Below are 12,504 nucleotides of genomic sequence, written 5' to 3' on the forward strand. Positions count from 1 at the left end.
CACCAAGCCGTTCCCCTGCGGGGGCGCGGCAAGCGGCGCCCCTACGTGCGCATGTCCTCGGTTCGTGCGGGAACACCAAGCCGTTCCCCTGCGGGGGCGCGGCAAGCGGCGCCCCTACGTGCGCATGCCTTGGGCATATGGGAAGACGCTAGGGAATCCTCCGTAGGGGCGCCGCTTGCTGCGCCCTCTTCTTTCGCGGCATAACCCGGCCTGCCGGCCCTCCATCCAGCGGTCAGGGCCCTTGCTATTTCCGGCTTTTCGGGGTAACATTCAAAAGGATGCCCTTTTTTGGTGCTTCGTGCCCGCAATTAATAGAGGAGCAACTGAATATGAACAGGTTTTTTTGTCTCGTGTTTGCCCTGATGGTGGGGACGTGGTGTTTTGCCGCCTTCGGGGAGGGCCAGCCGGCGGCGATCGGCAGCATCACGAAGGTGGAGGGGCCGGTTTCCGTGGTTCGGGGGGACGGGGAGATCGCGGCCGAAAAAGGCGCGCGCCTGTTTCCGTCGGACGTGATCCGGACCGGGGAGGGCGGCAGTATTGGGATGGTGCTGCGCGACGACACCACGCTGTCCCTGGGCCCGTCCAGTGAGCTGAAGATGTCGGAGTTTGAGTTCAAGCCGGCGGAGGGCATTTTTGGCCTGACGCTCGGGGTGGCAAAGGGCACCCTGGTGTATATTTCCGGCCAGATCGCCAAACTCGCGCCCGGCTCCGCCCGCATTGAAACGCCCGCCGGCGTGGCCGCCGTTCGCGGCACCAAGCTCCTGGTGGAGGTGCCCGGGTCCGAAACGGCGAAACAGAAGAAGGGGTGATCGGAATGAAACACCTTTCTTTTCTTGTGATCGGATGCGCGGTGTTTGTTTCGGGATGCGCCACGACGACACCCACGACCAATTTCTACCTCGTGCCCGACCCCGAGGGGCACACGGGCGAGGTGGTCATAAGCAACGAGACCGGCGACGTGACCCTTAACAAGCCCGATGAAACCGTCTCCACGGAATCCGCGGCCACGCCGTTTTCGGCCTCCAGGCAGGCCGACCCGGCTGAGATCCAGACCAAGTTCGGCGCGGCGCTCGCGGTGATGCCGGCGCCCCCAAAGGCCTTCAACATCCAGTTCGAAACGGCGTCAAGCAAGGTGGACGCCGAATCGCAGGGGGTGATCGGCGAGGTCGCGGAGGAGTCCCGGAAACGCGACTCGCGCGACATCAGCCTGAACGGCCACACGGACCGGCAGGGCGACGACGCGGCGAACATGAAGCTGAGTCTGGAGCGCGCCGAAGCGGTGAAAGCGGCGCTCGTTCAGGAGGGAATCAACCCCGAGCACCTCACCATCGAGTACTACGGCGAGAGCAAGCCCGTCGTTCCAACCGCCGACAATGTGAGCGAACCCAAGAACCGCCGGGTCGAAGTGGTCGTACGGTAGGCGGGACCGGGGTCAACGGCAGGGCATTTCCGTGTCATTTCAACGCGGCAACGAGCGGGCGGCCGGGAAGCGGGCGTCCAGGCGCAGGGTCATCGCGCCCCGTCATATCATGCTCATTGGGGTGGGGCTCGTGGCGCTGGGCCTCTATGGCGTGCTGCACCCCCCCTCCTTCGTCGGCGCGCTCGGCTACATGGGCTATGACGAGATGGTGCGGTTTGTGGGGGGGGCGCTGCCCCCTCCGGAGGTGGCCGTTGTTGACGTGGACGAGGCCAGCCTCGCGGCGCTGGGGCAATGGCCCTGGCCCCGCTTCAGGATCGCCGCCCTCATTGACGGGGCGGCGGCTCTGGGCGCCCGCAGCATCGCGGTGGACTTTCTCTTCTCCGAGAGGGACCGCCTTCCCCTGGACGCGGCCGGCAGGCTTTACGAGGAGGAGCACGGCCGTTCCCCCGGCCCCGGCGCGGCCCCGGACGATGTTCACGGCAATGACCGCATCCTTGCCGCGGCGATTGCCCGGCACAAAGCGGTCCTGGGATCGAGCCTGATGTTCGGTGAGGGGGTTCAGGCGACGCCCGGTGACTGCGGGACGCCCCTGAAGGTCGTTCTGCGGGCGTTGCCGGGAACGGACGGGGCGCCGCCGGTGTCCCAGGCGGCCGGGGGCGCGTGTCCTTTGCCGGAACTTGCCGCCGGGGCGCGGTTTGTGGCCGCAGCCAACAGCCTGCCCGACAGTGACGGACGGGTGCGCCGGATGCCCCTCGTGCTGCGTTCCCGGGAGGGCTATGTCCCCGGCCTGGCATTGGCCGCGCTGCTGGCGGCATGGGACGAGGACCAGGTCTCGATTCTATGGGCCGCGGCCGGGGTCCTGGAGCTGCGCATCCGGGACGTCGTCATCCCGACGGATCTCCGGGGAAACCTGCTGATCCCCTACCGGGCGCTGCCAACGGACCGGTTCCGCCACATTTCCGCAGTGGACCTGCTGGAGGGGCGGGTTCCAAGGGAACGCCTTCAGGACAAGATTGTCTTCATCGGCTCGTCCGCCGACGGGCTGCATGACGCGCATCCCACGCCGAACCTGCGGCGCTGCCCGGGGGTTGACCTCCATGCCTTTGCCGCCGACGCCGTGCTGCGCCGGGACTTCTTCGTCGAGCCGGCGTGGGTCACGGGGATGCAGGCGGTGATCGTCCTTGTTGTGGGACTCCTCGTGAGCGCCCTGATGGCCTGGGCGCCCATCACCGTCGGCGCGGGGGTTTCCGGCGCAATGTCGGTGGCGCTGACGGCCGGCTCATGGATGCTGCTCAAACACGGGGGCGTCTTCTTTTCCCCGGTTCCCGGCCTGGGCATGCTGCTTGGCGGATGTCTCCTGCTGACGCTTCTGCGCCTTCGCCAGAAGGAACAGCTCATTCTGGAGGATCTTCGGGAACTGTCCCTCGCGCAGAACTGCGCCCTCCTTGGCCTTGTGTCCATCTCCGAAATACGGGATCCGGAAACCGGCCAGCACATCACGCGAACCCAGCATTTTGTCCGGGTACTGGCGGAGCATCTGGGCAAGACCCCCAAGTACCGCCGCCAGCTCACGGCGAGGAACATCGAAAGCCTTTTCAAAAGCGCGCCGCTGCACGACATAGGAAAGGTCGGCATACCGGACAGCGTCCTGCTGAAACCCGGCCGCCTGACCGATGATGAGTTCAACATCATCAAAGGGCACACCCGTCTCGGGTATACGACGCTCGCACGGGCCGAGAAGATGGCCGGGCTCTCCCACGACGTCTCTTTCCTGCGGTTTGCCAAGGAAGTGGCCCGGTCCCACCATGAGAAATGGGACGGAACCGGGTATCCCGACGGCCTGAGCGGAGAGGAAATCCCCCTATCAGCGCGCCTGATGGCCCTGGCCGACGTCTACGACGCGCTCCGGGCGAAACGGGTCTACAAGGAGCCCATGACGCACGAGAAGGCCCGGGAGATCATCTGCGAGGGCAGGGGCAGGCACTTCGACCCCGATGTTGTGGACGCGTTCCTGGCCCTGGAACAGCCATTCCAGGACATCATCAGCGAACACGCGGATTCCGAGGAATCTGAGGAGCTGTGACCCTCCCGCCCCGGGGGTTCACCTGGCGGAGATTCGAGTAGGCCGCGCCCGCGCTCCCGCCGGACCCTACGACTGCGCGGGGAAGGCCTCCTCGTAGAGCACCTTTCCGTCCACATCGTGGAAACGGGCGGTGAGGGTGGGCACGCCCCCGGGGCGGTCCACCTCAAGGGAGAGAAAGCCGCCGACCACGTTGAGGTAGAGGTGCTCGGGGCGGCGGTCATCGGGGGGCCAGCCGCCGGCGTGCTCGTTGGTGGCCGGGCCGCAGGAGAACTCGCGCAGGCCGGTCTCGGGGTCTTTCGACGTGTACTGCCAGTGGCGGTCGCCGTTGCAGGTGATCATGTTCTTCTGCGACGCGAGGAAGGCGCGCAGCTCGCGGCCCTCGTGGGCGAAGCCGTCGTTGGCGTGGTTGTCGTTCTTGTTGTCACGGTCGGGCCCGACAACGGGGGTGGGGCTGACGAGGACGCGGAAGGTGGCGTCGGACGCGGCGACGGTGCGCTTGAACCACGCCTTCTGTTCGGCGCCCCAGATGCTCTTTTCGGGGCCGTCGCGCAGGTCGTTGGGGCTGCGGAAATCGCGGCCCTCGACCATCCACACCTCGAGGTCGCGGCCCCAGCGGGCGCTGCGGTACGTCTTCTCGCCCATGGGCACCTGCTCGCGGAAGACGCCGAGCCCCTGCCCAAAGGTGAAGGTCCCCATGTAGGGGTTCTTCATGGACGGCCAGCAGTCGTTCTGCCAGGTGTCGTGGTCGTCCTTCATGAAGTACGCCGCGATGTTCCGGTGGAAGGCGACATTGGACGGCAGGCTGTACTGCTGCTGCCAGTGCCAGCGGGCGAGTTCGATGGACTTCGCGCGCTCGTCGTAGTAGAGGATGTCCCCCGTGTGGATGAAGAAGTCCGGGTCGAGGGCGGCCATGGCGGCGTACACCTTGTAGCCCTGGTCGCCGAGGTCGCGCCGCGGGTAGCGGTGGCAGGTGGTGATGATGGCGCGGACCCGCGCGGGGGCGTCGGCGGGCGGCGCGGTGCGGAAGCCGCCGTCCATCGTCTGGCCCGGCGCGCCGTCCGGCCCGCGCGTCTCGACCGTGAGGGCGTGCTTCGTGGCGGGCTTCAGCCCCACGAGGGGGAAGGCGCGCGTGAAGTCGCGGTCCGGGTCCACGGGCAGCCAGTCCGTCGCCGTCGCGTCGCCGCCCTCGGGGGTGACAACCACGCGCGCCTCACCCGGAGCGCCGGGCACCGCGCCCGCGATGGTGTCCACCGTGGACCCGTTGGGGAACTCGACCACGGGGGCGCAATGGCGCAGCTTCTGCTTCTCGTCCTCCAGGAGCCTGCCGGTCTTCGGGTCTTTGTAGCGGAAGACGGGCTCCGGGTGGTCCGAGCCGACGCGCTCGGCGTCGCGCGTGAGGCGCACCCAGACGATGGCGGAATCCGGGGTGACCTCGCCGATCTTGATGCCCGTGGCGAGATACGGCCCGTCGGCAAAGGCGGCGGCGCAGGCCAGCAGGGCGAACAGGGGGAACAACAGGGAGAACAGCACGCGCGCACGCTGGGACCGCCAGGCTCCAGCCTGGCCTCTTCTGCTTATGCGTGAAAAAACGCCGCCGGCATGCCGCCCGGTGAGCCAGGCTGGAGCCTGGCGATCCCAGGGGGGCACCGACCGTTGGCCTTCTTGTGGCTCCGGGCCGTGGGGAACGAAGGGGCGGCAACGAAGGTCTGTGTTCATGGTCAGTTCACCTCGTTGGTTTCGCCGGTGAGGGTGTTCACCGCGTGGTTGGCCACGCGGGCCACGTACTTGTTCGCGCCGTCGTTGACCGCGGCGCGGAGCGCGCCGAGGGCGGGCCGCGCGCGCCGGCCCAGACCGTCCAGCGCGAGGGCCGCCTGGAGGCGTATCCACTCGTCGCCGTCGGCGAGGGCGGCCTTCAACACCTCCAGCGCGGGGGCCGTGTCGTCCGGCATGCGGCGGACAACGCCCGCGGCGGCAGCCACGCGCACCACGGCCAAGGGGTCGCCGAGGGCCTTCAGAAGGGCGGCGCGGACTTCGCGGGGGGCGGCGGGCAGGGTGTCCAGCCCGGTCACGGCCCACCACCGCACGGACGGGTGGGGGCTGTCCTTGGCCGCGGAGAGCAGCTGCATGACGCTCTCGGGTGCGCCCGCCCCCGCCAGCGCCGCCACGGTGCGCAGGGTGTCCCAGAAGGTGGGGTCCTCCGCCGCCAGGGCGGCGTGCACCGCGTACCGCGTGCCGTGCACGTTGCCCAGGCGGTTCAGCTCCGCCTCGGGCAGGAGTCCCAGGTCGCGGCTGTCGGCGGCCCATTTGTCGTGGGCGGCGCGCAGGCGCGCGAGGGTCCCGGCGTGGGCGGGGTCCTCCGCGAGGCTGGCCAGCTCGTGCGGGTCGGCCTCCGTGTCGTACAGCTCCTCGGCGGGCTTGCGGTCGCCGGTCATCCAGGCGGCCCCCTCGGGCAGGGCGCCCTCGCGCTTCAGGCGGTTCAGCTCCTGCTTGACCGGGCCAAGCTCCGCGCTGTTCATGAATTGGTCGCGGGGCTTCCACGGCTCGTAGTTGCGGATGTACTTGTACCGCCCGTCATGCACGGCGCGCATCATGTCGTGGCGCTCGTCCATGCGGTCGCGGCCCGCGTGGACGTGCTCGCGCGGCGGCGGCAGGTCCGGCCCGGCGAAGGGGCGGCCCTGCAAATGGGCGGGCAGGGGCACCCCGGCCAGCCGCAGCGTGGTGGGCGCGAAGTCCACCGAGCTGACCAGCTCGTCGGACACGCTGCCCGGCTGCACGGGGGCCAGGCCGCGCCACTTCTCCGGCACGCGCAGGATCAGCGGCACATGAAGCCCCGAGTCGTAGAGCAGGCGCTTGCAGCGCGCCATGCCGGGGCCGTGGTCCGACCAGAAGAGGACGAGGGTGTCCTCCGCCAGCCCGTCGGCCTCCAGCTCGGCGAGAAAGCGCCCCGCCCACGCGTCCATGCCCGCCACGAGGTCGTAATAATGCGCCCACTGCTCGCGGATCACCGGGGTGTCGGCGTGGTACGGCGGCACGGTCACCGCCGCCGGGTCGGTCTTCGTCCCCGTCTCCTCCGCATCCGCCTTGTCCGCCCCCTTGCCCCATCGGGCCACTTGGCTCTCGTGCGTGCCCGTGTAGTTGAACACGGCGAAGAAGGGCTGGCCCGCGTCCTTCCGGTTGCGCCAGTGGGCCTGCCTGCTGGAGTCATCCCACACGTTGTCCGGACGGGCGAAGTTGTAGTCCTCCTTCTCGTTGTTGCAGCAGTAGTAGCCCGCGCGGCGCAGGAGCGCGGGGAAGCACTCCACCTCCGGCGGCAGCGCGGGCCTTGCGGAGCCTTTCTTCCCCTCGCCGCCCGAGCGCATGTGGTGGGAGCCGAGCGTCGTCGCGTGGACCCCCGTGATGATGGACGACCGGTTCGGCGAGCAGACCGGCGCGGTGGTGTAGCAGTGCGTGTAGCGGCAGCCCGCCGCGGCCAGGGCGTCCAGCACCGGCGTGCGCGCGACGGTGTCGCCGTAGCACCCGAGGTGCGGGCCCGTGTCCTCGCAGGACAGCCAGAGGATGTTGGGGCGTTTCGCGGGCTGCGGCGGCGCTGCGACGCGGGCGGCCCAGGCCGCCCACGCGGCGGAGAGCCGCCCCACCACGTCGGGATGCGCCGCGGCGAGGTCCTTCGTCTCCGTGCGGTCCGCCGCGAGGTCGTACAGCTCCCAGGGGGCGTCCCCCTCGCGCACCGCCTTCCAGTCGCCGCTGCGCACGGCGCGGCTCGTGCCGAACTGCCAGAACAGCTCCCGGTCCGCCGTCTCCGCGCCGCCGCGCAGGGTGGACACGAGGCTCCTGCCCTCGGGCGGGGGCACGGGTTCGCCCCGGTGCTCGGCGGGGTAGGCCGCGCCGGAAAGCTCCAGCGCCGTGGGCATGAGGTCAATGAGGTGGGCCACCTGGCGGACAATGCCGCCTGCGGGGGTGTGCCCCGGCCAGCGGGCGATGCACGGCGTGGCGATGCCGCCCTCGTGGTCGTAACGCTTGAACTTGCGGAAGGGCGTGTTCTGCGCGTTGGCCCAGGGCGGATCCACGGAACGGTAGGAGTCCATGGGGCCGGGCAGGACGTCCGGCGTCTCGTTGCGCAGCTCGGCGCAGCCGCCGTTGTCCGAAAGGAACAGGACCAGTGTGTTCTCCGCCGCGCCCATCGCGTCCAGCTTGTCCAGCACGCGGCCGATGTTGCGGTCCATGCGGTCCACCATGGCGGCGTAGACCGCCATCTTCAGGTCCCACAGGTCGCGGTTGACGGCGTCCTCCAGGGACAGCTTCTTTCCGGCGTAGGGCGCGGCCTTCCAGGCCTCGGGGTTCTCCACGTCGTCCCACGCGGGGATTTCGGGGTCGCGCGGCGAGAGTTCCCAGCGCGGGTCGAGGAGCCCCATGTCGCGCATGCGCTGGAAGCGCGCGGCGCGGACTGCGTCCCACCCGCACAGGTATTCTCCCCGGTACTTCGCGATGTCCTCCGGCGGGGCCTGGAGGGGGTAGTGCGGGGCCGTGTAGGCAAGATAAAGAAAAAACGGCTCCGGTTTTCCGGCGTGGCCGTCGAGGTACTCCAGCGCGGCGTCCGTGAAGGCGTCGGTGGTGTAGAAGTCCTTGTTCTCCGGCGTGAAGGGCTGGATGACCTCCGTGTCCCGCGCCCATTTCCGGGGGTACTTCTGCTCCACGGGCTGCGGTTCTCCGGGGCGCTGTTCGCCGGGGTTGAAGTAGTTGCAGCAGCCGTCCACCAGGCCGAAATGGCGGTCAAACCCGCGCTCGACGGGCAGCTCCTCCGCGTGCCACTTGCCCGCCATGCAGGTGGCGTAGCCCGCGCCGCGCAGGACCTCGGCCAGGGTGGCGCAGTTGCGCATGACGACCGGCGTGTCCGTGCAGCCCGCCTGCTGCGAGTAGAGCCCCGTCAGGAGCGATGCCCGGGTCGGGGCGCACTTCGCGTTGTTGTAGAACTGCGTGAAGCGGGCGCCCTCGTGGGCGAGGCGGGCGAGGTTCGGCGTGTCAATCTCGCCGCCGTAGGGCGCGATGTCCGAGTAGCCCATGTCGTCCGCCATGATGACGACGATGTTGGGCCGGGGGGCGGGGTCCGCCGCCCGCGCGCCCCGCGCGGCCAGCACGCCCGCGCCCGCCAGGGCCGCCCGTTCCAGAAATTCGCGGCGCGTGTGCGCCCGGTGAAAATGCCCGTTCATGGAGAGACCTCCGCGCCGCTGGAACCGTCCAAAAGAAACCGCCCCCTACCATACGGGACGCGGTGGAAAAAGTCCAGCCGGGGCGCTGGCGGGAACGGGATCGCTTCGCAACGAAGAAAGCGCGGGGGTTGCCGGGGCCGCCGACACCATGGGAACGCGGCGGCACCTCTCTTTGGAGTGCGGCGGCAACGACGCCGCTTTGGCGTTCCGAGAAAGGGCCGCCGAGAGGGGGGGGGCGCGTGGATCATCCCCGGCCAAAGCGGTGTCGCCGCTGCGCTCTGCCACCGCACTCCACATAATGGACGGACCCGCCAAGAAAGCGCGGCGTCTCAGCGGCCACGGCCCTTGCGGGGGGTGTTGGCGAGGTGCTTGAGGTGGTAGAGGAGCTGCTGGGCCTCGCGGGGCGAGAGGGCGTCGGGGTCCACGCGCTTCAGCTCCTCCTCCACGGGGCCGGGGCCCGCGTCCTGCGGGGTCTGGAAGAGCCAGAGCTGCTCGGGGAGCCCGGCGGGGGCGGGGGAGCCCGCCTCCAGAGACTCGAGGATGTTCCGCGCCCGCGCGATGACCTCCTCCGGGAGCCCAGCGAGCTGGGCCACATGGATGCCGTAGCTGTGGTCCGCGCCGCCGTCCTCAATGCGGTAGAGGAAGACCACCTTCCCGCCCCACTCGCGCACCGCCACGTTCACGTTCTTCGCGTGCTCCAGCTTGTTCCCCAGCTCGGTCAGCTCGTGGTAGTGCGTGGCGAAGACGGTCTTCGCGCCGACCCGGTCGTGCAGGTGCTCCGCGACGGACCACGCGATGCTGATGCCGTCGAAGGTGCTGGTGCCGCGGCCGATCTCGTCGAGGACCAGCAGGCTGCGCTCCGTCGCCGAGTTGAGGATTTCCGCGGTCTCGATCATCTCGACCATGAAGGTGCTCTCGCCGCGGACCAGGTTGTCCGACGCGCCCACGCGGGTGAAGATGCGGTCCACCACGCCGACGCGCGCCGAGGCGGCGGGCACGAAACTGCCCATCTGCGCCATGAGCGTGATGAGGGCGACCTGGCGCAGGTAGGTGGACTTGCCGGCCATGTTCGGCCCCGTCACGATCCACACGCGCGCGCCGTCCGGGTCGAGCAGGGTGTCGTTGGGCACGAACTGCCCCGACTTCATGAGGTCCTCCACCACGGGGTGGCGCCCCTCGCGGATTTCGAGGACGCCGAAGTCGCCCACCTCGGGGCGGCGGTAGTCGCGGGCGGCGGCGGTCTCGGCCAGCGAGAGCAGCGTGTCGAGCACCGCCAGCGTGTCCGCCGTCTGCTGGATGCGGCGCGCCTGGGCGGACACCTCGTCACGCAGGGCGGCGAAGAGGTCGTGCTCCAGCGTCTGCGCGCGCTCCTGCGCCGTGAGCATCTCCTCCTCGCGCTGCTTCAGCTCGGGGGTGACGTAGCGCTCAGCGTTGGCCAGCGTCTGCTTGCGCTGGTAGTCCGGCGGGGTCTGCTCCGACTGGCCCCGGCTGACCTCGATGTAGTAGCCGAAGACCCGGTTGTAGCCGATCTTGAGTTTGGCGATGCCCGTGCGTTCGCGCTCGCGCTGCTGGAGCGCGGCGATCCAGTCGCGGCCGCCGCGCAGGAGCCCGCGCAGGCGGTCCAGCTCGGGATCGAAGCCGTCGCGGAGGATGCCCCCCTCGTTCATGGCCAGCGGCGGCTCGTCCACGATCGCCGCCCCAATGCGCGCCGCGAGGTCGTCCAAGGGGTCGAGGGCCTCCAGCAGTTCCCGGAGCAGGGCGCATTCCGCGCGCGCCAGCAGGGCGCGCAGCCCCGGCAGGCGCTCCAGCGACGCGCCCAGGGCGCGCATTTCCCGCGCGTTCCCCGCGCGCGACGTGAGCCGCCCGGTCAGGCGCTCCAGGTCGGCCATGCCGCGCAGTCCCTCGCGCAGGGCCATGCGCGCCTCCACGCCCTCCACCAGCTCCTGCACCGCGTCCAGCCGCAGGTTCACCGCCGCGGGGTCCACCAGCGGGTGCAGGATCCATGCGCGCAGCTTGCGGCCGCCCATGCTCGTGAGCGTGCGGTCGAGCACGCCCAGCAGCGACCCGCGCCGCCCGCCGCCCGCCAGCGTCGCCGTCAGCTCCAGGTTTCGCTGCGTGTTCTCGTCCAGCACCACATAACCCGAGGGGCTGTAGCGCCGGGGCAGGCGAAGGCGCGGCACGCCGTCGCGCTGGGTCTCGCGCACATACTGGAGCCCCGCGCCGAGGCAGCCCAGGGCGTTCGGGGCGTCGTCCAGCCCCACGCCCTTCAGCGTGCCCAGGCCGAACACCGCCATGACCAGCCCGCCCGCCGTGTCCGCGTCAAAGCGCTCCGCGGGCCGCGCGGTGAACGAGATGCCGGGGAAAATCCGGCGCAGCTCCGCCAGCAGCGGCGGGTCCAGGTCGTCCGGGTGGAGCACCTCCAGGGGGGCCATGCGCGTCAGCTCGTCGCGCAGCGTGCGCAGCGCGCCCGGGCCCAGCTCCGCCGCCAGGGTTTCGCCCGTGCTGATCTCCAGAAAGGCGGCGCCCCCCGCCGTGCCGTCCGGCGCGGCCGACAGCGCGCACAGGTAGTTGCTCGCCCGCTCGTCCAGCAGTTCCGGCTCCAGCACCGTGCCCGGCGTGATCGTGCGGACCACGGCCCGCTTCACGATGCCCTTCGCCGCGCGCGGGTCCTCCATCTGGTCGCACAGCGTGACCGTGCGCCCCGCGCGGATGGCCTTCGCCACATACGCGTCCACCGCCCGCACCGGCACGCCGCACATGGGCGCGCGCGCCGCCTTGTCCGCGCTGTCGCGCGAGGTCAGCGTGAGGCCCAGCAGCTCCGCCGCCTCCAGGGCGTCTTCGAAGAACAGCTCGAAGAAGTCCCCCATGCGGAAGAACAGCAGCGAGTCCGGGCATTCCGCCTTCGCCTGCAAATACTGCCGCACCATCGGCGTGATCTCCGACGGGGACAGGTCTTCCACTTTCGCCCACACACTGGCCATGCGCGCGATTATAGCAAGCGGCGGGGGGTGGACGGGATGGACGGAATGGACGGAGTGGACAGGGGTGCCGCCAAGGCCTCCGGGGGAGAACGTGCGAAGCACCTTGGAGTGCGGCAGCTTGCTGACGCCTTTCTTCGCGCGGGCTTGCCCGCGCGCGGCGCCCCGCGACACCCGCAAAAAACACGGTTACCCAGGGGTGTCACAACGCCCCGGTCTCGAAGGCGGCAGCAAGCTGCCGCACTCCAAGGCGCGCTCCGCGCGCGTTGCCCGCAGACGACCGGGTGATGAAACCCCTTGTGGCCCGCGCGCCGCCCGCGCGGCTTGGGGTACACTCCCCGCATGGTCGAACCCCCGGGAACGCCCCATGCCTTTGGTGTACATAGACGCCGACGCCTGCCCCGTGAAGGGCGAGACCTGCCGCGTGGCCGCGCGCCACGGGGTGGGGGTGCGCGTGGTGGCGAACACCTTCATGGCGGTGCCCGCGGGCGCGGAGCTGGTCCGCGTGGGCGACGGCTTTGACGAGGCGGACGACTGGATCGCGGCGCACGCGGGCCCCGGCGACGTGGTGGTGACGGACGACATCCCCCTGGCGGGGCGGTGCCTGGCCGCCGGGGCGCGCGTGGTGGGGTCGCGGGGCCGCGAGTTCACGGAGGCCTCCATCGGCGACGCCCTGGCCACCCGCGAGGTGCTTTCCCAGCTCCGGGAGCACGGACTGGTCAGCGGCGGCCCCGCCCCCTTTGGGCCGAAAGACCGGTCGCGGTTCCTCGACCGTCTCGACACGATGCTCCGGGCGGCCCTCCGGGGCGGCTGAACCGG

7 protein-coding genes are annotated in these 12,504 nt (G+C 70.2%); 4 read left to right on the forward strand and 3 right to left on the reverse strand.

Annotated features, from left to right (window positions below):
- Window positions 1–329 precede the first annotated feature (329 nt).
- From GXY15_02210 to GXY15_02220, 3 genes are read left to right on the forward strand one after another with little or no spacing between them, the layout of a single operon-like run.
- Window positions 330–809 (forward strand): hypothetical protein, encoded by a 480-nt coding sequence (locus GXY15_02210; protein ID NLV40026.1) that lies wholly within the window; start codon window positions 330–332, stop codon window positions 807–809.
- 5 nt (window positions 810–814) lie between these two features.
- Window positions 815–1,420 (forward strand): OmpA family protein, encoded by a 606-nt coding sequence (locus tag GXY15_02215; protein NLV40027.1) that lies wholly within the window; start codon window positions 815–817, stop codon window positions 1,418–1,420.
- A 31-nt stretch (window positions 1,421–1,451) separates the two neighbouring features.
- Complete coding sequence (locus GXY15_02220) at window positions 1,452–3,503, forward strand: CHASE2 domain-containing protein (protein ID NLV40028.1); 2,052 nt, start codon at window positions 1,452–1,454, stop codon at window positions 3,501–3,503.
- Window positions 3,504–3,569: 66 nt separating this feature from the next.
- Here the strand turns inward: GXY15_02220 and GXY15_02225 are convergent, their stop codons facing one another.
- From GXY15_02225 to mutS, 3 genes are all read right to left on the reverse strand, one after another.
- Complete coding sequence (locus GXY15_02225; protein NLV40029.1) at window positions 3,570–5,033, reverse strand: alkaline phosphatase; 1,464 nt, start codon at window positions 5,031–5,033, stop codon at window positions 3,570–3,572.
- A 188-nt stretch (window positions 5,034–5,221) separates the two neighbouring features.
- The gene (locus GXY15_02230) at window positions 5,222–8,707 is read right to left on the reverse strand and encodes a sulfatase-like hydrolase/transferase (GenBank protein NLV40030.1); all 3,486 of its coding nucleotides are present in this window, start codon (window positions 8,705–8,707) and stop codon (window positions 5,222–5,224) included.
- A 329-nt stretch (window positions 8,708–9,036) separates the two neighbouring features.
- The gene (gene mutS, locus GXY15_02235; GenBank protein NLV40031.1) at window positions 9,037–11,688 is read right to left on the reverse strand and encodes a DNA mismatch repair protein MutS; all 2,652 of its coding nucleotides are present in this window, start codon (window positions 11,686–11,688) and stop codon (window positions 9,037–9,039) included.
- A gap of 364 nt (window positions 11,689–12,052) precedes the next feature.
- Between mutS and GXY15_02240 the strand changes: the two genes are divergently transcribed.
- A complete protein-coding gene (locus GXY15_02240) occupies window positions 12,053–12,499 on the forward strand; it encodes a YaiI/YqxD family protein (GenBank protein ID NLV40032.1) in 447 nt (148 codons plus the stop codon).
- Window positions 12,500–12,504: the final 5 nt, after the last annotated feature.

This window comes from Candidatus Hydrogenedentota bacterium (genome assembly GCA_012730045.1).
Lineage (GTDB): Bacteria > Hydrogenedentota > Hydrogenedentia > Hydrogenedentales > CAITNO01 > JAAYBR01.

What these genes read in the sequence shown, in the direction of transcription:
- GXY15_02215 (NLV40027.1), top strand. Translation starts at nt 815, where the DNA reads ATGAAACACCTTTCTTTTCTTGTGATCGGATGCGCGGTGTTTGTTTCG.
- GXY15_02230 (NLV40030.1), bottom strand. Translation starts at nt 8,707, where the DNA reads ATGAACGGGCATTTTCACCGGGCGCACACGCGCCGCGAATTTCTGGAA.
- GXY15_02210 (NLV40026.1), top strand. Translation starts at nt 330, where the DNA reads ATGAACAGGTTTTTTTGTCTCGTGTTTGCCCTGATGGTGGGGACGTGG.
- mutS (NLV40031.1), bottom strand. Translation starts at nt 11,688, where the DNA reads ATGGCCAGTGTGTGGGCGAAAGTGGAAGACCTGTCCCCGTCGGAGATC.
- GXY15_02240 (NLV40032.1), top strand. Translation starts at nt 12,053, where the DNA reads ATGCCTTTGGTGTACATAGACGCCGACGCCTGCCCCGTGAAGGGCGAG.